Genomic DNA, 21,121 nt, shown 5'->3' with positions numbered 1-21,121 from the left:
GCGCCGATTACGATTGACCGGCATAAAAAACACGACAGAAAAAACAAAAACGGACTCGCCAAAATGGCGAGTCCGCTAATGTATCACAGAAAATTCAAGAATCGCAAGAACTTAGCTCGCAAACCCTTGAACTTAAGCGATTACTGCAGCTTGATTTCCACATCCACACCGGCCGGCAGGTCGAGCTTCATCAAAGCATCGACGGTCTTGTCGGTCGGATCCACGATGTCCATCAGACGCAGGTGAGTGCGGATTTCCAGCTGATCGCGGGAAGTCTTGTTCACGTGCGGGGAACGCAGCACGTTGAAACGCTCGATCTTGGTCGGCAGCGGAACCGGGCCTTTAACAACGGCGCCGGTGCGCTTGGCGGTTTCAACGATTTCCTGAGCGGAGCGATCGATCAGGTTGTAATCGAAAGCCTTCAGGCGGATGCGGATTTTCTGGCTAGACATTAGATTCTCCGATCCTTAAGCGATGATCTTGGCAACAACGCCGGCGCCGACGGTACGACCGCCTTCACGGATGGCGAAACGCAGACCTTCTTCCATGGCGATCGGGGCGATCAGCTCAACAGTGATTTCCACGTTGTCGCCCGGCATTACCATTTCCACGCCTTCCGACAGGGTAACGGCGCCCGTTACGTCGGTGGTACGGAAGTAGAACTGCGGACGGTAGTTCGCGAAGAACGGGGTGTGACGACCACCTTCGTCTTTGCTCAGTACGTATACCGAAGCGCCGAACTTGGTGTGCGGGGTGATGCTGCCCGGCTTAGCCAGTACCTGGCCACGCTCAACATCTTCACGCTTGGTGCCGCGCAGCAGCACGCCAACGTTGTCGCCTGCCTGACCTTGGTCCAGCAGCTTGCGGAACATTTCCACGCCGGTGCAAGTGGTCTTCGCGGTAGCCTTCAGGCCCACGATTTCCAGCTCTTCGCCGACTTTAACAATGCCGCGCTCCACGCGACCGGTCACCACGGTGCCGCGGCCGGAGATCGAGAACACGTCTTCGATCGGCAGCAGGAACGGCTTGTCGATGGCGCGTTCCGGAGTCGGGATGTAGGAGTCCAGAGCAGCAGCCAGCTTGAAGATGGCCGGTTCGCCGTATTCGGACTGGTCGCCTTCCAGCGCCAGACGAGCGGAGCCGATCACCACCGGGGTGTCGTCGCCCGGGAAGTCGTAGGAAGACAGCAGATCGCGAACTTCCATTTCAACCAGTTCCAGCAGCTCAGCGTCGTCCACCAGGTCGGCCTTGTTCAGGAACACGATGATGTACGGAACGCCAACCTGACGGGACAGCAGGATGTGTTCGCGGGTTTGCGGCATCGGACCGTCAGCGGCCGAGCACACCAGGATAGCGCCGTCCATCTGGGCAGCACCGGTAATCATGTTCTTAACGTAGTCGGCGTGACCCGGGCAGTCTACGTGAGCGTAGTGGCGGGACTCGGTTTCGTATTCTACGTGAGCGGTATTAATGGTAATACCACGAGCCTTCTCTTCCGGCGCGCTGTCGATCTGGGAGTAGTCTTTGGCTTCGCCGCCGAACTTCTTGGACAGAATGGTGGTGATAGCAGCGGTCAGAGTGGTTTTACCATGGTCCACGTGACCGATGGTGCCTACGTTTACGTGCGGTTTAGTCCGCTCAAACTTTTCTTTTGCCATTTTGCAAAAATCCTTGATTAAAGAACATTAGATCGGGACTGGCCGAATCGTTAAATCCGGCCAGCCTCAGCGCGCATTACTTGCGGGCGGCCATTACGGCGTCAGCAACATGCTTCGGAGCTTCGGAGTAGTGCTTGAACTCCATGGAGTAGGTCGCACGACCCTGGGTAGCGGAGCGCAGGTCGGTGGAGTAACCGAACATCTCGGCCAGCGGTACTTCGGCCTTGATCTTCTTGCCACCCAAACCATCGTCGTCCATACCCTGAACGATGCCGCGACGACGGTTCAAGTCGCCCATTACATCGCCCATGTACTCTTCCGGAGTTTCCACTTCCACCGCCATCATCGGCTCGAGGATGCACGGACCGGCGCGGCGCATGGCTTCTTTGAATGCCAGGGAGCCCGCCAGTTCGAACGCGATCTGCGAGGAGTCGACGTCGTGGTAGGAACCGAAGGTCAGACGCACGGTAACGTCCACCACCGGGAAGCCGGCGAGAATACCGCTGGACAGGGTGTTCTGAATACCCTTGTCCACGGACGGGATGAATTCACGCGGAATCACGCCACCCTTGATCTCGTCGACAAACTTGTAGCCATTGCCTTCGCCGGACGGCTCCAGGGTAATGACTGCATGGCCGTACTGACCCTTACCACCGGACTGCTTGACGTGCTTGCCGTCAACGTCGGTAACGACTTTGGTAATGGTTTCGCGGTAAGCCACTTGCGGAGCGCCAACGTTGGCTTCAACGCCAAATTCACGCCGCATGCGGTCAACCAGAATTTCCAGGTGCAGTTCGCCCATACCGGAAATAATGGTCTGGCCGGATTCTTCGTCGGTACGCACGCGGAACGACGGGTCTTCCTTGGCCAGGCGGTTCAGGGCAACGCCCATCTTCTCCTGGTCGGCCTTGGTCTTCGGCTCAACGGCAACGTGAATCACCGGCTCCGGGAACTCCATGCGCTCCAGGATGATTTCGGCGTTCAGATCGCACAGGGTTTCGCCGGTGGTCACTTCTTTCAGGCCGATGGCGGCGGCGATGTCGCCGGCACGCACTTCTTCCAGCTCGATACGGTCGTTCGCCATCATCTGCACGATACGGCCGATACGCTCTTTCTTGCCCTTGATGGAGTTCAGCACGGTATCACCGGACTTCACCACACCGGAGTAGACGCGGAAGAAGGTCAGCTGACCAACGTACGGGTCGTTCATCAGCTTGAACGCCAGAGCCGAGAACGGCTCGTCGTCGGAAGCGTGACGCTCGGCCGGCTTGCCGTCGGTTTCACCCGCGATGGCCGGAATGTCGATCGGCGCCGGCAGCAGTTCAATCACGGCGTCCAGCATGCGCTGAACACCCTTGTTCTTGAACGCGGAGCCGCACAGCATCGGCTGAATTTCGCAACGCAGGGTACGCTCGCGCAGGCCGGCGATGATTTCTTCCTCGGTCAGCGTTTCGCCGCCCAAGTACTTGTCCATCATCTCGTCGCTGACTTCAGCAGCGGCTTCGACCATTTTCTCGCGCCATTCTTCGGCCACGGAAACCAGATCGGCCGGGATGTCGCCGTATTCGAATTTCATGCCCTGGGACGCTTCATCCCAGATGATGGCCTTCATCTTCAACAGATCAACCACGCCGGTGAAACCATCTTCAGCGCCGATAGGCACAACGATGGGCACCGGGTTGCCGCGCAGGCGAGTCTTCACCTGTTCAACCGCACGGAAGAAGTTGGCGCCTTGACGGTCCATCTTGTTCACGAAGGCGATACGCGGAACTTTGTACTTGTTAGCCTGACGCCATACGGTTTCAGACTGGGGCTGAACGCCGCCCACCGCGCAGTACACCATCACCGCGCCGTCCAGTACACGCATGGAACGCTCTACCTCAATGGTAAAGTCCACGTGTCCCGGGGTGTCGATGATGTTGAAGCGGTGCTCGGGGAACTGCATCCCCATACCTTTCCAGAAGGTGGTCACAGCAGCGGAGGTGATGGTAATGCCACGCTCCTGCTCCTGCTCCATCCAGTCGGTGGTGGCAGCGCCGTCATGAACCTCGCCCAGCTTGTGGTTCACACCGGTGTAAAACAGAATACGCTCGGTAGTGGTCGTCTTACCGGCGTCAATGTGAGCGGAGATACCGATGTTACGGTAACGCTCAATGGGGGTTTTCCTTGCCACGATCTACACCTTAAATAGTGGGTCTGCTTAGAAGCGGAAGTGCGAGAAGGCCTTGTTGGCTTCTGCCATACGGTGCACTTCGTCACGCTTCTTCATCGCGCCGCCACGGCCTTCGGCCGCGTCGAGCAACTCACCAGCCAGGCGCAGGTCCATGGACTTTTCGCCGCGCTTGCGCGCAGCGTCGCGCAGCCAACGCATGGCCAGAGCCATACGACGCGACGGACGTACTTCAACAGGAACTTGATAGTTGGCACCGCCTACACGGCGGCTTTTTACTTCAACAACCGGCTTGGCGTTGGCCAGAGCGGTGTTGAATACTTCCAGGGCATTCTTGCCGGATTTCTTTTCGATCTGTTCCAGAGCACCGTAGATGATGCGTTCTGCAACGGATTTCTTGCCATCGATCATGACTACGTTCATGAACTTGGACAGGTCCTGGGAACCGAACTTCGGATCCGGCAGGATTTCGCGCTTGGGGACTTCTCTGCGACGTGGCATGTTACTTCCTTAGATTATTCAGTTGAGCTTTGGCTCATGACTACCCAATGGAGCAGTCACTTACTAGACGACCCTGAGTGTTGATCAGGCCGCCTTGAGTGCAACCCAATTACTTGGGACGCTTGGCGCCGTACTTGGAACGAGCCTGTTTACGGTCTTTAACACCTGCGGTGTCGAGGGAGCCGCGAACGGTGTGGTAGCGAACACCCGGCAAGTCTTTTACACGACCGCCGCGGAGCAGCACTACGGAGTGTTCCTGCAGGTTGTGGCCTTCACCACCAATGTAGGAAATCACTTCGAAACCGTTGGTCAGACGAACCTTGCACACTTTACGCAGAGCCGAGTTCGGCTTCTTCGGAGTGGTGGTGTAGACACGGGTGCACACGCCACGCTTCTGCGGGCAGGCTTCCAGCGCAGGCACCTTGCTCTTCGCCTTGATGGCGACGCGGCCTTTGCGAACGAGTTGGTTAATGGTTGGCATTACTATCAGTTCCTAGTTGAAGCTCTCCAGCGGCAACACGCCGCCAGAAAGGACGGAGGATTATATTTTAGTCAACGTCCTACCGTCAATGAAAACAACGCCGCCCCATCACCTTAACCGTTGATAGGGCAGCGTTTTTTCAACACTTTGCGTCAGGGCCTTCCGAGGCGGGCAATTCCGCCCCTTCCGGCCAGGGCGACTAAGCGTTATTCGTTGCTGTCGAGCGCGTCGGCCGGGGCGATGTCGAAGAACTGAGCTTCGGCCGCTTCCAGCGTATGCTGCGTCGAACCGCGACGGGTGCGGTGGTAAGCCAGGCCGGTACCCGCCGGGATCAGACGACCGACGATCACGTTTTCCTTCAGGCCGCGCAAGTCGTCCTTCTTGCCCATGATCGCCGCTTCGGTCAGCACGCGGGTGGTTTCCTGGAAGGAAGCCGCGGAGATGAAGGAGTCGGTGGACAAGGACGCCTTGGTGATACCCAGCAGCACGTTTTCGTACTGCGCAGGCTCACGGCCTTCCGCCAGCATCTTGTCGTTCATTTCCAGCGCGTCGGCGCGTTCCACCTGCTCGCCCTGGATGAACTCGGTGTCGCCGCTGTCGGAGATGATCACGCGACGCAGCATCTGGCGAATGATCACCTCGATGTGCTTGTCGTTGATCTTCACGCCCTGCAGACGATACACCTCCTGCACCTCTTGAACGATGTAGCGGGCCAAGGCCTCGATACCCTGCAGACGCAGAATGTCGTGCGGATCCACCGGACCGTCGACGATGGATTCGCCGCGGTTCACCACCTGACCGTCGTGCACCAGCACGTGCTTGTCTTTCGGGATCAGGTTTTCGTAACCGTTGCCCTCCAGATCGGTGATGATCAGGCGCTGCTTGCCCTTGGTGTCCTTGCCGAAGGAGATCGTACCGGTCACTTCCGCCAGCATGCCGGCGTCTTTCGGCGAACGCGCTTCGAACAGCTCGGCCACACGCGGCAGACCACCGGTAATATCGCGGGTCTTGGACGATTCTTGCGGGATGCGGGCCAGCACTTCGCCCTTGCCCACTTCCTGACCGTCGCGCACCGTGATAATGGCGCCCACCTGGAAGGTGATCGATACCGAGGCTTCGGAACCGGCCAGCTTCACTTCGTTGCCGTTGTCGTCCAGCAGCTTCACCAGAGGACGCAGCATCTTAGACTGCGAACCGGCGCGGCGCTTCGGATCGATCACCACCAGCGTCGACAGACCCGTCACTTCGTCGGTCTGCTTGGCTACGGTGTTGCCCTCTTCCACGTTTTCGAACTTCACGCGGCCAGCGTACTCGGTGATGATCGGACGGGTGTGCGGGTCCCAAGTGGCCAACACGGCGCCCGCCTTGATCACCAGACCGTCGGTGACCATCAGGGTCGCGCCGTACGGCACTTTGTGACGCTCGCGCTCACGGCCCATATCGTCGTGGATCACCACTTCGCCGGAGCGGGTGATGACGATCAGCTCGCCCTTGGTGTTCGCCACATAGCGCATCTGACTGGAGAAGCGCACGGTGCCGTTGGACTTGCCCTCCACCTGGCTGGCGGCCGCGTTTCGCGACGCCGCGCCACCGATGTGGAAGGTACGCATGGTCAGCTGGGTGCCCGGTTCGCCAATGGACTGGGCGGCGATCACGCCGATGGCTTCGCCGGCGTTGACGCGCTTGCCGCGCGCCAGGTCGCGACCATAGCACTTGGCGCACAGGCCGTAGCGGGTGTCGCAAGTGATGGCGGTACGCACCTTCACTTCGTCGATGCCCAAGCTGTCCACCACATCCACCAGATGCTCGTCCAGCAGCGTGCCGGCTTCGATCACGGTCTCGCCGGTGGACGGATCCACCAGGTCGATCGCGGCCACGCGGCCCAGGATGCGGTCGCGCAGCGGTTCGATCACGTCGCCGCCTTGCAGTACGGCCTTCATGGTGAAGCCGTTGCTGGTGCCGCAATCGTCCTCGATCACCACCAAGTCCTGGGTCACGTCGACCAGACGACGCGTCAGGTAACCGGAGTTCGCGGTCTTCAAAGCGGTATCCGCCAGACCCTTACGCGCACCGTGAGTGGAAATAAAGTACTGCAGTACGGTCAGGCCTTCGCGGAAGTTCGCGGTAATCGGCGTCTCGATAATCGAGCCGTCCGGCTTGGCCATCAGACCCCGCATGCCGGCCAGCTGCTTGATCTGAGCGGCGGAACCCCGCGCGCCCGAGTCGGCCATCATGTAAATGGAGTTGAAGGATTCCTGATCGACTTCCTTGCCTTCGCGGTCCAGCACCTTCTGCTTGGACAGCTCGTCCATCATCGCCTTGGCGATCTTGTCGCCGGTGCGGCCCCAGATGTCCACTACCTTGTTGTAGCGTTCGCCCTGGGTGACCAGACCTTGACGGTACTGCTCTTCGATCTCTTTGACTTCCTTCTGCGCGTCGGCGAGCAGGTCGACCTTCTTGGCCGGGATCTGCATATCGTCCACGCAAATGGAGATGCCGCCGCGAGTGGAGTAGGCGAAACCGGTGTACATCAACTGGTCGGCGAAGATCACGGTATCGCGGATGCCGCAACGGCGGAACGATACGTTGATCAGCTTGGAGATTTCCTTCTTCTTCAGTGCCTTGTTGATGTGCTCGAACGGCAGGCCTTTCGGCAGGATGTCGGACAGAATGGCGCGACCCACGGTGGTGTCGTAACGCTTGATCACCGGCTGGAACTCGCCCTGCTCGTCTTTTTCCCACTCGCGCAGACGCACGGTGATGCGCGTCGCCAGCTCAACCTGACGGGTTTCGTAGGCGCGATGCACTTCCTTGGTGTCCGCAAACACCATGCCTTCGCCCTTGCCGTTCACCTTATCGCGGGTCATGTAGTACAGACCCAACACGATATCCTGCGACGGCACGATGATCGGGTCGCCGTTGGCCGGGGACAGCACGTTGTTGGTGGCCAGCATCAGGGTGCGGGCTTCCATCTGCGCTTCCAGCGACAGCGGCACGTGAACGGCCATCTGGTCACCGTCGAAGTCGGCGTTGAACGCCGCGCAGACCAGCGGGTGCAGTTGGATGGCCTTGCCTTCGATCAGCACCGGCTCGAACGCCTGGATACCCAGGCGGTGCAGCGTAGGCGCACGGTTCAGCAGTACCGGATGCTCGCGGATCACGTCTTCCAGGATGTCCCAGACTTCCGGCACTTCCTGCTCGACCAGCTTCTTGGCCGCCTTGATGGTGGAGGCCAGGCCCATCACTTCCAGCTTGTGGAAGATGAAAGGCTTGAACAGCTCCAGCGCCATTTTCTTAGGCAGGCCGCACTGATGCAGACGCAGGGTCGGGCCCACGGTAATCACGGAACGACCGGAGTAGTCCACGCGCTTACCCAGCAAGTTCTGACGGAAACGACCGCCCTTGCCCTTGATCATGTCGGCCAGCGATTTCAGCGGACGCTTGTTGGCGCCGGTCATCGCCTTGCCGCGACGGCCGTTGTCCAGCAGCGAGTCAACCGATTCCTGCAGCATGCGCTTCTCGTTGCGCACGATGATGTCCGGCGCGCGCAGTTCCAGCAGGCGCTTCAGACGGTTGTTACGGTTGATCACGCGGCGATACAGATCGTTCAGATCGGAAGTCGCGAAGCGACCGCCGTCCAGCGGCACCAGCGGACGCAGTTCCGGCGGCAGCACCGGCAGCACTTCCAGGATCATCCATTCCGGCTTCATGCCGGAACGCTGGAAGGCCTCCAGCACTTTCAGGCGCTTGGAGATCTTCTTGATCTTGGTGTCGGAGCTGGTGGCCTTGAGTTCGGCGCGCAGGGTCTCGATCTCGCTGTCCAGGTTCAGCTTCTTCAAGAGTTCCTTGACCGCTTCGGCGCCCATCATGGCGACGAACTCTTCACCGTACTGGTCTTCCTTGTCCAGGAAGTCCTCTTCGGTCAGCAGCTGACGGTATTGCAGCGGGGTCATGCCCGGATCGGTCACCACGAACGCTTCGAAGTACAGCACGCGTTCGATGTCGCGCAGCGTCATGTCCAGCACCATGCCCAGACGCGACGGCAGCGACTTCAGGAACCAGATGTGCGCGGTCGGGCTGGCCAGCTCGATGTGGCCCATGCGTTCGCGACGCACCTTGGACAAGGTGACTTCCACGCCACACTTCTCGCAGATCACGCCGCGATGCTTCAGGCGCTTGTACTTGCCGCACAAGCACTCATAGTCCTTCACCGGTCCGAAGATGCGCGCGCAGAACAGGCCGTCGCGTTCCGGTTTGAAGGTACGATAGTTGATGGTTTCAGGCTTTTTTACTTCACCATAAGACCAGGAACGGATCTTGTCAGGCGAGGCGATGCCGATCTTAATCGCATCAAACTCTTCTTCTTGCGTAACTTGCTTAAAGAGGTCGAGCAGAGCTTTCATTGCGTCTCCAGTCAGGGGACAGGCGCGGCGGCTTGCCGCGCCCATTCAACCCAATCAATAACGTTCCAGGTCCATGTCGAGGCCGAGCGAACGGATTTCCTTCACCAGCACGTTGAAGGATTCCGGCATGCCGGCATCGATCTTGTGCTCGCCCTTGACGATGTTCTCGTACACCTTGGTACGACCGGTCACATCGTCCGACTTCACGGTCAGCATTTCCTGCAGGGTGTAGGCGGCGCCGTAAGCTTCCAGCGCCCAAACCTCCATCTCACCGAAACGCTGGCCGCCGAACTGGGCCTTACCGCCCAGCGGCTGCTGAGTCACCAGCGAGTACGGGCCGGTGGAACGCGCGTGCATCTTGTCGTCGACCAGGTGATGCAGCTTCAGATAGTGCATCACGCCCACGGTGACCTTGCGGTCGAAGGCTTCGCCGGAGCGGCCGTCGTACAGGGTCATCTGGGTCTTGGACTCATTAAAGCCCATTTTCTCGGTCAGCGGGTCCGCATCCGGGTAGGCCAGATCCAGCATGTGCTTGATCTCGGTCTCCTTGGCGCCGTCGAACACCGGCGTCGCGAACGGCATGCCCTTGCGCAGATTGTCCGCGAGGGCCAGCACTTCGTCGTCGCTCAGCGAGGCGATGTCTTCGACCTTGCCCGCTTCGTTGTAGATGCGTTCCAGATAGCCGCGCACCAAGGAAGCGTTCTGCTGATCCTTGATCATGCGGTCGATGCGCTCGCCGATACCCTTGGCGGCCCAACCCAGATGCACTTCCAGGATCTGACCGATGTTCATACGCGACGGTACGCCCAGCGGGTTCAGCACGATGTCGACCGGACGGCCGTCGCCCATGTAAGGCATGTCTTCGATCGGCAGGATGCGCGATACCACGCCCTTGTTGCCGTGACGGCCGGCCATCTTGTCGCCGGCCTGCAGGCGGCGCTTAACGGCCAGGTAAACCTTGACCATCTTCTGCACGCCCGGCGGCAGCTCGTCGCCCTGGGTCAGCTTGCGCTTCTTGTCTTCGAACTTGAGGTCGAATTCTTCACGCTTCTGCGCCAGGCTTTCCTTGATCAGTTCCAGCTGCTTGGCGATGTCTTCATCGGCCATGCGGATGTCGAACCAGTCGTGCTTGGACGGCAAATCGGCCAGGTATTCCTGATCGATCACAGTGCCTTTCACCAAACGCTTCGGACCGCCGTTGGCCACTTTGCCGACGATCAGACGCTCGATACGGCTGAAGGCGTCGTTATCGAAAATACGCAGCTGGTCGTTCAGGTCCAGGCGATAGCGCTTCAGTTCCGAATCGATGATGGACTGGGCGCGCTTGTCGCGCTCAATACCTTCGCGGGTAAACACCTGAACGTCGATCACGGTGCCCACGGTGCCGGTCGGCACGCGCAGCGAGGTGTCCTTCACGTCGGAAGCCTTCTCGCCGAAGATCGCGCGCAGCAGCTTCTCTTCCGGGGTCAGCTGGGTTTCGCCCTTAGGCGTCACCTTGCCCACCAGCACGTCGCCGGCTTCGACTTCGGCGCCGATGTACACGATGCCGGATTCATCCAGACGGCCGGCCATGCGCTCGGACAGGTTCGGGATGTCGCGGGTGATTTCCTCGGGGCCCAGCTTGGTGTCGCGGGCAACCACGGACAGTTCTTCGATATGGATCGAGGTGTAGCGGTCTTCGGCGACCAGCTTCTCCGAGATCAGGATCGAGTCCTCGTAGTTGTAACCGTTCCACGGCATGAAGGCGATGGTCATGTTCTGACCCAGCGCCAGCTCGCCCAGATCGGTGGAGGCGCCGTCGGCCACCACGTCGCCGCGGGCGATGTGGTCGCCCACTTTCACCACCGGACGCTGGTTGATGTTGGTGTTCTGGTTGGAGCGGGTGAACTTGGTCAGGTTGTAGATGTCCACGCCCACTTCGCCGGCAACGGCTTCTTCGTCGTTGACGCGAACCACCACGCGGGTCGCGTCGACATAGTCGACCACGCCGCCGCGACGCGCCACCACGGTGGTGCCGGAGTCAACCGCCACCGAGCGCTCGATACCGGTGCCCACCAGGGCTTTTTCCGGACGCAGGCAAGGCACGGCCTGGCGCTGCATGTTGGCGCCCATCAATGCGCGGTTGGCGTCATCGTGTTCCAGGAACGGAATCAGCGAAGCGGCGACGGACACCACCTGACCGGTGGCCACGTCCATGTACTGCACGCGGTCCGGAGTCGCCAGAATGGTTTCGCCCTTCTCGCGGCAGGTCACCAGCTCGTCGATCAACGCGCCTTCTTCGCTCAGCTCGGCGTTGGCCTGAGCAATCACGTAGCGGCCTTCTTCGATCGCGGACAGGTAGTCGATCTCGTTGGTGACCTTGCTGTCCACTACCTTGCGGTACGGGGTTTCCAGGAAGCCGAACTCATTGGTGCGCGCATAGACGGACAAGGAGTTGATCAGACCGATGTTCGGGCCTTCCGGCGTTTCGATCGGGCACACGCGGCCGTAGTGGGTCGGGTGTACGTCGCGCACTTCGAAGCCGGCGCGTTCGCGGGTCAAACCGCCCGGGCCAAGAGCCGATACGCGGCGCTTGTGGGTGATTTCCGACAGCGGGTTGGTCTGGTCCATGAACTGGGACAGCTGCGAGGAGCCGAAGAACTCCTTGATCGCGGCGGACACCGGCTTGGCGTTGATCAGGTCGTGCGGCATCAGGTTGTCGGATTCCGCCTGATTCAGGCGTTCCTTGACCGCGCGCTCCACGCGCACCAGGCCGGCGCGGAACTGGTTTTCGGCCAGTTCGCCCACCGAACGCACGCGACGGTTGCCCAGGTGATCGATATCGTCCACTTCGCCGCGGCCATTGCGCAGTTCGGTCAGGATGGCGATCACGGACACGATGTCTTCAGTCGACAGCGTGCCTTCCATCACATCGCGACGCTCGGCGAACTTCTCGCCGATCAGCACCTTGAACCACTCAGGGGTCTTGTCGTCGAATTTGTACTGGTAGGTGCGCGAGCTGAACTTCATGCGGCCCACGCGCGACAGATCGTAGGTTTCTTCGCTGAAGAACAGACGCTGGAACAGCGCTTCCACCGCGTCTTCCGTCGGCGGTTCGCCCGGGCGCATCATGCGGTAGATGGCCACGCGGGCCTGCAGCTGGTCCTGGATGTCGTCGGCGCGCAGCGTCTGGGAGATGTAGGAGCCCTGATCCAGATCGTTGGTGAACAACACTTCCACCTGCTGGATATCGGCCAGCGCCAACTTGGCCAGCACTTCCTCGGTCACTTCGTCGTTGGCGCGCGAAATCAGCTCGCCGGTGTCGGCGTTGGCGACGTTGTGCGCCAGCACCTTGCCCAGCAGCGCGTCGGCCGGCACTTCGATGCGGTCCAGCTCAGCGGTCTGGATGTCGCGGATGTGCTTGGCGGTAATACGCTTGTCCTTGGCCACGATCAGCTTGCCGTCGGCGGCAACAATGTCGAACTTGGCCACTTCGCCCTTCAGACGATCCGGAACCACGCGCATGAACACGCCGCTCTTGGTCAGGTAGAAGGTGTCGAAGCTGTAGAACTCGGACAGGATTTCTTCGTTGGTGTAACCCAGCGCCTTCAGCAGGATGGTCACCGGCATCTTGCGGCGACGGTCGATACGGAAGTACAGCAGGTCTTTCGGGTCAAACTCGAAGTCCAGCCAGGAACCGCGGTAAGGAATCACGCGGGCGGAGAACAACAGTTTGCCGGAGGAATGAGTCTTGCCGCGGTCGTGCTCGAAGAACACGCCCGGGGAACGATGCAACTGAGAAACGATGACGCGCTCGGTGCCGTTGATGATGAACGAACCATTGGTCGTCATCAGCGGGATTTCGCCCATGTACACTTCGTTCTCGCGCACTTCCTTCACCACCGGCTTGGAAGACTCTTTGTCGAAGATGGTCAGGCGGATGCGCGCGCGCAACGGAGCGGCGTAGGTAATGCCGCGCAGCTGGCACTCCTGCACGTCGAACGGCGGCTCGCCCAAGACATAATGAGCGAAGTCCAGACGCGCATAGCCATTATGGCTGATGATCGGATAGATCGATTTGAACGCAGCCTGAAGGCCCACATCCCTACGCTGGTCAAGCGGCACACCCAACTGGAGAAATTCGGTGTAGGAATCAATCTGGGTCGCCAACAGGAATGGGACATCGAGAACACTGGCACGCTTCGCAAAACTTTTACGAATACGCTTCTTCTCAGTAAACGAATAACTCATAGAGTCTCCATCGAGGTGGGGTGGCGCAAGCAAGAAACCAAAAGTCAGCAGCCACGCTCAATAATTGCTGGCTTTTACCTTCTTCGTTTCGGCCAACTACAAGCGCAATAAGGCTGGCGGATTTCTCCGCCAGCCTCACCCTCTTTTTTCAAAGAAGATTATTTGATTTCAGCCTTAGCACCGGCTTCGGTCAGCTGTTTCAGGATGTCGTCGGCTTCAGCCTTCGCCACGCCTTCTTTCAGGGCTTTCGGAGCGCCGTCAACCAGGTCTTTGGCTTCTTTCAGGCCCAGACCGGTGATTGCGCGCACAACCTTGATCACGCCAACCTTGTTGTCGCCAGCGCCAGTCAGGATAACGTCAAACTCGGTTTTTTCTTCAGCGGCAGCAGCGCCGGCGCCAGCCGGGCCAGCAACAGCAACAGCAGCGGCGGAAACGCCGAACTTCTCTTCGAACGCCTTAACCAGGTCGTTCAGTTCCATCACGGTCAGACCAGCAACGGCCTCGAGGATGTCTTCTTTGGTGATTGCCATGTGAAAATCTCCTGAATTCTATAAGAATCAAATAAGTTAAGCGGCTTCGGCTTGCTTCTTGTCGGACAGGGCGGCCAGCGCGCGGGCGAAGCCAGCGACCGGAGCCTGCATAACGTAGAGAAGCTTGGACAGCAGTTCTTCGCGGCTCGGGATGGACGCGAGCTCAGCAACCTGAGCGGCGTTCAGCACCTGGCCATCGTAGGAACCTGCTTTGACGATGATTTTGTCGTCAGCCTTGGCATATTGATGCAGCACCTTGGCAGCAGCTACCGGGTCGGTGGAAACAGCGTAAACCAGCGGGCCGACCATTTGGTCAGCCAGACCGGCAAACGGAGTGCCTTCCACAGCACGGCGAACCAGCGTGTTCTTCAGAACGCGCAGGTATACGCCATTCTCGCGCGCCTGAGCGCGGAGTTTGGTCATGCTGCTTACCTCGATGCCCCGATATTCAGCGATAACGAGGGTCTGAGCGTCTGCCAGCGTGGCAGATACTTCAGCTACGACCGCCTTTTTATCTTCGATATTGAGACTCAAGGTCTACCTCCTAGACTGAAATGAAGCGAAAGGATTTTCGCTTCGCTTTGCAGCGGCGACCTACATCAGGAGACATCATAAAGAACTGGTGCTCATGGGCGGAATTGAACCGCCGACCTCTCCCTTACCAAGGGAGTGCTCTACCCCTGAGCTACATGAGCTTGAACTTTGTTCAGAAGCCTGTTTCGGGTACACCATCTGCGTAGGGTGCGGACTTCCATACCGGCAAATCTGCGATTAAGCCTTGCGGCGCCTACGGTCTTTGACAACCTGGCAAGCGAACTTGCCAGCCCAAAGCCTTGGCGAGGCGGCGAACCGCCCCGCCAAACTCAAACAGCGATTAAGCGCTGATCGAGTTGGTATCTACACGAGCGCCGACACCCATGGTGCTGGATACGGCGATCTTTTTCAGATACACGCCCTTGGAAGCTGCCGGCTTGGCTTTCACCAGGGCATCAACCAGAGCGGAGAAGTTTTCACGCAGGGCTTCGGCTTCGAAAGAAGCGCGGCCGATGGTGGCGTGAACGATACCGGCCTTGTCGGTACGGTACTGAACCTGACCGGCCTTGGCGTTTTTCACGGCCTCGGCTACGTTCGGGGTCACGGTGCCCACCTTCGGGTTCGGCATCAGGCCGCGCGGACCCAGGATCTGACCCAGCTGACCCACAACGCGCATGGCGTCCGGGGAGGCGATCACGATGTCGAAGTCCAGATTGCCGGCTTTAACCTGCTCGGCCAGATCGTCGAAACCAACGACTTCGGCGCCAGCGGCTTTAGCGGCTTCAGCGTTCGCGCCTTGAGCGAACACGGCAACGCGTACGGACTTGCCGGTACCGCGCGGCAGAACCACGGAACCACGAACCACTTGGTCGGATTTACGCGGATCCACGCCCAGATTCACGGCCACGTCGATGGACTCGTCGAATTTGGCGGTGGCGGCAGCTTTCACCAGGGAAATCGCTTCGTCGATAGCGTACAGCTTGTTGCGATCAACGCCAGCCTTCAGAGCTTGCAAGCGCTTGGAAACCTTAGCCATTACACGCCCTCCACTTCCAGACCCATCGAACGGGCGGAGCCGGCGATGGTGCGAACAGCGGCGTCCAGATCAGCAGCGGTCAGATCCGGCTGCTTGGTCTTGGCGATTTCTTCCAGCTGAGCGCGAGTCACTTTACCCACCTTGTCGGTATTGGCCTTGGCCGAACCGGACTTGATGCCAGCAGCCTTCTTCAGAAGGATGGTGGCCGGCGGGGTCTTCATCACGAAGGTGAAGGACTTGTCCGCGAATGCGGTAATCACTACGGGAATCGGCAGACCCGGCTCAACGCCTTGGGTCGCGGCGTTGAACGCCTTGCAGAATTCCATGATGTTCAGACCACGCTGACCCAGGGCCGGACCGATCGGCGGCGACGGGTTGGCTTTGCCAGCGGGCACTTGCAGCTTGATATAGCCGACAATTTTCTTTGCCACGATTAAACTCCTAGTTTGGGTATAGCGCGAGCGTCAACTCGCTTCCCGACGAAAGCGCAACAGTATACACGCTTAAAAAAAGCTTGCCAAGAGGCAGGCTTACAACTTCTCAACCTGACTGAATTCGAGCTCAACCGGGGTGTCGCGGCCAAAAATCTGCACCGACACGCGCAGCTTGTTGCGCTCGTAGTTCACTTCGTCGACCGAACCGTTGAAGTCGTTGAACGGGCCGTCGATAACACGCACCTTCTCACCCACTTCGAACAGCACCTTCGGCTTCGGCTTTTCCACGCCCTCTTGCATCTGCTGCATGATGGCCTCGACTTCCTTCTTGGAAATCGGCGCCGGGCGGTTGGCGGTACCGCCAACAAAACCGGTTACTTTCGGCGTACTCTTGACCAGATGCCAGGTATCGTCGGTCATTTCCATCTCGACCAACACATAGCCCGGGAAAAACTTGCGCTCGGTAATGGAGCGACGGCCATTCTTGACGTCGACAACCTCTTCCACCGGCACCAGGATTTGACCAAATTGATCGGCGACATGAGAACGCTCGATGCGCTCGCGCAACGCCTTTTGCACGCTTTTTTCAAAGCCAGAATAAGCGTGAACCACATACCAGCGCATTGCCATTATTTACCTCGACCGAGAATCACATCATAAAACAACCAGGACAGACTGGAGTCCACCAACCACATGAACAAGGCCAGCACCAGCACGAAAACAAACACCATGCCGGTCATCTGCATCGCCTCTTTGCGAGTGGGCCACACCACCTTGCGAGCCTCGACCAGAGACTCGTTGGCGTAAGTGACGAAACTCTTGCCCGGCTGCGACAGCCAAACCGCCCCAACCGCCAGAATCACGCCGACCACAAACGAAAGCGCGCGCAAAATACCCTGGTCCGCCGGAATCATGTAAAAGCCGACGATACCGGCCGCCACCAGCAAACCGGCCAGCGCCAGCTTGATTTTATCTTGCATTTCCATGTCGATATCTTCTCTTGCGCGTATGCGACAAAAGACCAACCGGCGCACAAGCGCCGGCTGGTCTTAATTGGCAGGCCAGGAGGGTCTCGAACCCCCAACCCTCGGTTTTGGAGACCGATACTCTACCAATTGAGCTACTGGCCTTTAAACCTGATTAAGCAATGATCTTAGCTACCACACCGGCGCCGACGGTACGACCGCCTTCGCGGATGGCGAAACGCAGACCATCTTCCATGGCGATCGGAGCGATCAGCTCAACAGTGATCTCCACGTTGTCGCCCGGCATTACCATTTCCACGCCTTCCGACAGGGTAACGGCGCCCGTTACGTCGGTGGTGCGGAAGTAGAACTGCGGACGGTAGTTCGCGAAGAACGGGGTGTGACGGCCACCTTCGTCTTTGCTCAGTACGTATACCGAAGCCTGGAACTTGGTGTGCGGGGTAATGGAACCCGGCTTAGCCAGTACCTGACCACGCTCAACGTCTTCACGCTTGGTGCCGCGCAGCAGCACGCCCACGTTGTCGCCAGCTTGACCTTGGTCCAGCAGCTTGCGGAACATTTCCACGCCGGTGCAAGTGGTCTTCGCGGTAGCCTTCAGGCCCACGATTTCCAGTTCTTCGCCGACTTTAACAATGCCGCGCTCTACGCGACCGGTTACCACGGTGCCGCGGCCGGAGATCGAGAACACGTCTTCGATCGGCAGCAGGAACGGCTTGTCGATGGCGCGTTCCGGAGTCGGGATGTAGGAATCCAGAGCAGCAGCCAGCTTGAAGATGGCCGGTTCGCCGTATTCGGACTGGTCGCCTTCCAGCGCCAGACGAGCGGAGCCGATCACCACCGGGGTGTCGTCGCCCGGGAAGTCGTAGGAAGACAGCAGATCGCGAACTTCCATTTCAACCAGTTCCAGCAGCTCAGCGTCGTCCACCAGATCGGCCTTGTTCAGGAACACGATGATGTACGGAACGCCAACCTGACGGGACAGCAGGATGTGTTCACGGGTTTGCGGCATCGGACCGTCAGCGGCCGAGCACACCAGGATAGCGCCGTCCATCTGGGCAGCACCGGTAATCATGTTCTTAACGTAGTCAGCGTGACCCGGGCAGTCTACGTGAGCGTAGTGGCGGGACTCGGTTTCGTATTCTACGTGAGCGGTATTAATGGTAATACCACGAGCCTTCTCTTCCGGCGCGCTGTCGATCTGGGAGTAGTCCTTGGCTTCGCCACCGAACTTCTTCGACAGAATAGTGGTGATCGCAGCGGTCAGAGTGGTTTTACCATGGTCCACGTGACCGATGGTGCCGACGTTTACGTGCGGTTTAGTCCGCTCGAACTTTTCCTTAGCCATGGCAAAATTTCCTGGATACGAAACAACACAAAGTAAATGGTGGTGCCCATGGGCAGAATTGAACTGCCGACCTCTCCCTTACCAAGGGAGTGCTCTACCCCTGAGCTACATGGGCCCTTTAAAACAGGCTACACGCTTGGAGCGGGTGAAGGGAATCGAACCCTCGTCGTAAGCTTGGAAGGCTTCTGCTCTACCATTGAGCTACACCCGCCTGCAACAACAACCTCGAGCGACTTTCATCGCACACGCCAAGACGCTAAATTCTGGTGGAGGGAGAAGGATTCGAACCTTCGAAGGCAGAGCCGTCAGATTTACAGTCTGATCCCTTTGACCGCTCGGGAATCCCTCCTGAAAGAGACCCGAATATTATAGATAGCCCCGATGGCCGTCAACCGGTTTTTGCATTTTTTTCTAATTATTTTGCCCGCAAAAGCAAAGCGCCCCGGCAAGCCCGGGGCGCTTCCAATAAATTCAAAAACTTAGCGCGTCACGCCTGGCCGGATATCCGCAGATACTTCTGATGCAAGACCTCTTGAGTCTCCTCGTGAGACGGATCCAGAGGGATGCAATCGACCGGACAGACCTGCTGGCATTGCGGCTCGTCGTAGTGGCCGACGCACTGGGTGCACAGATTGGGGTCGATTTGGTAGATTTCCTCGCCTTGGGAAATCGCGTTATTGGGGCACTCCGGCTCACAGACGTCGCAGTTGATGCATTCGTCGGTAATCATCAAAGACATAGTAAATTCCTCAAGTATTCCACAACATGAATTTTGTCACCCGACAGTCGGGCTCGCAAGTTCGCCCCGTTATATATTTATGAGACTGACTGCAGGCAAACCGCTCAGGCCGGCTCCGCCGCCCGGCGCAGCAAACCGTAGTGCACCTGGCCGGCCTTGGCCCGCTTCAGCACCTCCCAGCCCGGCAGCTCTTCGGGCCAACGGCGGCTTTCGATATACGCCAGGCCGTCCTCGCTCATCACCTGAGCCAGCAAAGGCAAAACCTGCGTCAGCAAATCGGTGTCGAACGGCGGATCGACGAAGACGACGTCGAAACGATCGCGGCAGCCCTTCAGATAGGCCAGGGCATCGAACTGCGCCACATCGATGCTCGCGGCGGACAATAACTGCCGGTTGGCTTTCAAGGACTCGGCGACCACGCGGGATTTCTCCACCATCACCACGCGCCGCGCCTCGCGCGAAGCCGCCTCAAAGCCCAGAGCCCCGCTTCCGGCGAAAAGATCCAGGCAGGATTTGCCGTACAGCTGCTGGCCCAACCAGTTAAACAAAGTCTCCCGCACACGGTCCGGCGTTGGCCGTAAACCCTGAGCGTCGGGAAACGGCAATAGCCGGCGCCGATACTCGCCACCGATGATTCTGACCGTGTTACGCGACTGACTCATAATTCCAAGCTCAAAAAACAAGGGGCTGAGTGTAACCCGATCCGCGCCGTCGCGCCTCATTGTCGCGCAAACCGGTCGCCATCTGTCGCCGCTCACGCCACAAAAAGCCGTCTATTCCTTATATATAGATTTCAACGATGCGGCGCCTCCGTCTCCCGCCGCGCAGCAACAATTGGGTAAGCACCTCCATTTGAGGATACAATTTAGCCATTTACCGAATTCCGCCGGCCTTTACGCATGTTTAGCTTCTTCAAAAGAAAAACCCAATCCGAGCCCACGCCTCCGGCAACCGCCCCAGCGGAGCCGACGGCCGATATCCAGCCCGCCGCGCTGCCCGATGCGGACGCGCCAGCCACTCAGTCTGAAACGCGAACGCCCGAGCCGCAGCAAGCGCAGCCCGAGCCGACGCCCCCGACGCCCGCCCCCATCGCACCGGCTTCGCCGCCGGCGGCCGAGCCGCTTGAAGCCGAGCCGCTCTCGCTGAAGAAAATGAGCTGGGCCGAACGCCTGAAGGCCGGCTTGTCCAAAACCCGCGACAAGCTGGGCAAATCCCTGGCCGGCCTGTTTGGCGGCGGCAAGATAGACGAGGAGCTGTACGAAGAGCTGGAAACCGTGCTGCTCACCGCCGACATGGGGGTGGACGCCACCCTGCACCTGCTTGGCGACGTGCGCGAGCGCGTTTCGCTGAAAGGACTGAAAGACGCCTCGGAACTGAAAGACGCGTTGAAGGATTCGCTCGGCGACCTGATCTCGCCGCTGGAAAAGCCGCTGGACGTCAGCGGCAAGAAACCTTTCGTCATCATGATGGCCGGCGTCAACGGCGCCGGCAAGACCACGTCGATAGGCAAGCTGGCCAAGTACTATCAGAGCCAGGGCAAGAGCGTGCTGCTCGCCGCCGGCGACACCTTCCGCGCCGCCGCGCGCGAACAGCTGATGGCCTGGGGCGAACGCAACAACGTCACCGTGATCACCCAGCAAGGCGGCGACTCCGCCGCCGTCTGCTATGACGCGATCCAGGCCGCGGTCGCCCGCGGCATCGACATCGTGCTGGCAGACACCGCCGGCCGCCTGCCCACCCAGTTGCACCTGATGGAGGAAATCAAGAAGGTGAAGCGGGTGATCCAGAAAGCCTTGCCCGACGCGCCGCATGAAATCATCCTGGTGCTGGATGCCAATATCGGCCAGAACGCCATCACCCAGGTCAAGACCTTCGACGACGCCCTCGGCCTGACCGGGCTGATTCTGAGCAAGCTGGACGGCACGGCCAAGGGCGGCGTGATCGCGGCCATCGCCAAGCAACGTCCGGTTCCGCTGCGTTTTGTCGGCGTGGGCGAAAGCATAGACGACCTGCGGCCGTTCAAGGCCAAGGACTACATCGACGCGCTGTTCGACTGAACGCATCAGCCATTGCA

The 21,121-nt window shown here is 59.2% G+C and carries 17 protein-coding genes and 5 tRNA genes; 1 reads left to right on the top strand and 21 read right to left on the bottom strand.

What is annotated here, in order from left to right; all coding sequences use genetic code 11:
* Positions 1-140 precede the first annotated feature (140 nt).
* From rpsJ to rsmD, 21 genes are all read right to left on the bottom strand, one after another.
* Positions 141-452: a 30S ribosomal protein S10 gene (rpsJ, locus tag AB1Z25_RS01315; RefSeq protein ID WP_011137734.1), complete on the bottom strand. Its 312-nt coding sequence runs from the start codon at positions 450-452 to the stop codon at positions 141-143.
* 15 nt (positions 453-467) lie between these two features.
* A complete protein-coding gene (tuf, locus tag AB1Z25_RS01310) occupies positions 468-1,658 on the bottom strand; it encodes an elongation factor Tu (protein ID WP_081574305.1) in 1,191 nt (396 codons plus the stop codon).
* A gap of 76 nt (positions 1,659-1,734) precedes the next feature.
* Positions 1,735-3,831, bottom strand: coding sequence for an elongation factor G (fusA, locus tag AB1Z25_RS01305; RefSeq protein ID WP_107797909.1), 2,097 nt, complete (start codon positions 3,829-3,831; stop codon positions 1,735-1,737).
* Positions 3,832-3,858: 27 nt separating this feature from the next.
* Positions 3,859-4,329 carry a 30S ribosomal protein S7 gene (rpsG, locus tag AB1Z25_RS01300; RefSeq protein ID WP_019103492.1) on the bottom strand — a complete coding sequence of 157 codons (471 nt, stop codon included), beginning with the start codon at positions 4,327-4,329 and terminating at the stop codon, positions 3,859-3,861.
* Between the two features lie 109 nt (positions 4,330-4,438).
* Positions 4,439-4,810 carry a 30S ribosomal protein S12 gene (rpsL, locus tag AB1Z25_RS01295; RefSeq protein ID WP_019103491.1) on the bottom strand — a complete coding sequence of 124 codons (372 nt, stop codon included), beginning with the start codon at positions 4,808-4,810 and terminating at the stop codon, positions 4,439-4,441.
* A 206-nt stretch (positions 4,811-5,016) separates the two neighbouring features.
* A complete protein-coding gene (gene rpoC, locus AB1Z25_RS01290; protein WP_107797908.1) occupies positions 5,017-9,213 on the bottom strand; it encodes a DNA-directed RNA polymerase subunit beta' in 4,197 nt (1,398 codons plus the stop codon).
* Between the two features lie 54 nt (positions 9,214-9,267).
* The gene (rpoB, locus tag AB1Z25_RS01285; protein ID WP_107797907.1) at positions 9,268-13,443 is read right to left on the bottom strand and encodes a DNA-directed RNA polymerase subunit beta; all 4,176 of its coding nucleotides are present in this window, start codon (positions 13,441-13,443) and stop codon (positions 9,268-9,270) included.
* A 158-nt stretch (positions 13,444-13,601) separates the two neighbouring features.
* Positions 13,602-13,973 carry a 50S ribosomal protein L7/L12 gene (gene rplL, locus AB1Z25_RS01280; protein ID WP_019102910.1) on the bottom strand — a complete coding sequence of 124 codons (372 nt, stop codon included), beginning with the start codon at positions 13,971-13,973 and terminating at the stop codon, positions 13,602-13,604.
* 36 nt (positions 13,974-14,009) lie between these two features.
* The gene (rplJ, locus tag AB1Z25_RS01275) at positions 14,010-14,507 is read right to left on the bottom strand and encodes a 50S ribosomal protein L10 (RefSeq protein ID WP_107797906.1); all 498 of its coding nucleotides are present in this window, start codon (positions 14,505-14,507) and stop codon (positions 14,010-14,012) included.
* 86 nt (positions 14,508-14,593) lie between these two features.
* A tRNA-Thr gene (locus AB1Z25_RS01270) sits at positions 14,594-14,668 on the bottom strand.
* 179 nt (positions 14,669-14,847) lie between these two features.
* Positions 14,848-15,543, bottom strand: a complete 696-nt coding sequence (rplA, locus tag AB1Z25_RS01265) for a 50S ribosomal protein L1 (RefSeq protein WP_048416069.1) — start codon at positions 15,541-15,543, stop codon at positions 14,848-14,850.
* Entirely contained in the window at positions 15,543-15,974 is a 432-nt protein-coding gene (gene rplK / locus AB1Z25_RS01260; RefSeq protein ID WP_048416070.1) for a 50S ribosomal protein L11, read from the bottom strand. The genes rplA and rplK overlap by 1 nt, the downstream gene beginning before the upstream one ends.
* A 99-nt stretch (positions 15,975-16,073) precedes the next feature.
* Positions 16,074-16,607: a transcription termination/antitermination protein NusG gene (gene nusG / locus AB1Z25_RS01255; RefSeq protein ID WP_048411720.1), complete on the bottom strand. Its 534-nt coding sequence runs from the start codon at positions 16,605-16,607 to the stop codon at positions 16,074-16,076.
* Complete coding sequence (secE, locus tag AB1Z25_RS01250; RefSeq protein WP_474455490.1) at positions 16,607-16,963, bottom strand: preprotein translocase subunit SecE; 357 nt, start codon at positions 16,961-16,963, stop codon at positions 16,607-16,609. The genes nusG and secE overlap by 1 nt, the downstream gene beginning before the upstream one ends.
* Before the next feature lie 68 nt (positions 16,964-17,031).
* Positions 17,032-17,107, bottom strand: a tRNA-Trp gene (locus AB1Z25_RS01245).
* A gap of 10 nt (positions 17,108-17,117) precedes the next feature.
* On the bottom strand, positions 17,118-18,308 hold the full coding sequence (gene tuf / locus AB1Z25_RS01240; RefSeq protein ID WP_227106574.1) for an elongation factor Tu: 1,191 nt from the start codon (positions 18,306-18,308) through the stop codon (positions 17,118-17,120).
* A gap of 40 nt (positions 18,309-18,348) precedes the next feature.
* Positions 18,349-18,423: transfer RNA gene (locus tag AB1Z25_RS01235), tRNA-Thr, on the bottom strand.
* A gap of 22 nt (positions 18,424-18,445) precedes the next feature.
* Positions 18,446-18,519: transfer RNA gene (locus tag AB1Z25_RS01230), tRNA-Gly, on the bottom strand.
* Positions 18,520-18,572: 53 nt separating this feature from the next.
* Positions 18,573-18,657 (bottom strand) — tRNA-Tyr (locus tag AB1Z25_RS01225).
* Between the two features lie 138 nt (positions 18,658-18,795).
* Positions 18,796-19,047, bottom strand: coding sequence for a YfhL family 4Fe-4S dicluster ferredoxin (locus AB1Z25_RS01220; RefSeq protein ID WP_107797927.1), 252 nt, complete (start codon positions 19,045-19,047; stop codon positions 18,796-18,798).
* Positions 19,048-19,151: 104 nt separating this feature from the next.
* Positions 19,152-19,709 (bottom strand): 16S rRNA (guanine(966)-N(2))-methyltransferase RsmD, encoded by a 558-nt coding sequence (rsmD, locus tag AB1Z25_RS01215; RefSeq protein WP_107797926.1) that lies wholly within the window; start codon positions 19,707-19,709, stop codon positions 19,152-19,154.
* A 237-nt stretch (positions 19,710-19,946) separates the two neighbouring features.
* Between rsmD and ftsY the strand changes: the two genes are divergently transcribed.
* Positions 19,947-21,104, top strand: coding sequence for a signal recognition particle-docking protein FtsY (gene ftsY, locus AB1Z25_RS01210; RefSeq protein WP_486636433.1), 1,158 nt, complete (start codon positions 19,947-19,949; stop codon positions 21,102-21,104).
* The last annotated feature ends 17 nt before the right edge of the window (positions 21,105-21,121 follow it).

It is taken from the genome of Chromobacterium sp. HL1 (genome assembly GCF_057418835.1).
The sequence above is the reverse complement of the archived record's forward strand: the minus strand, read 5'-3'. Positions and strand labels throughout refer to the sequence as shown.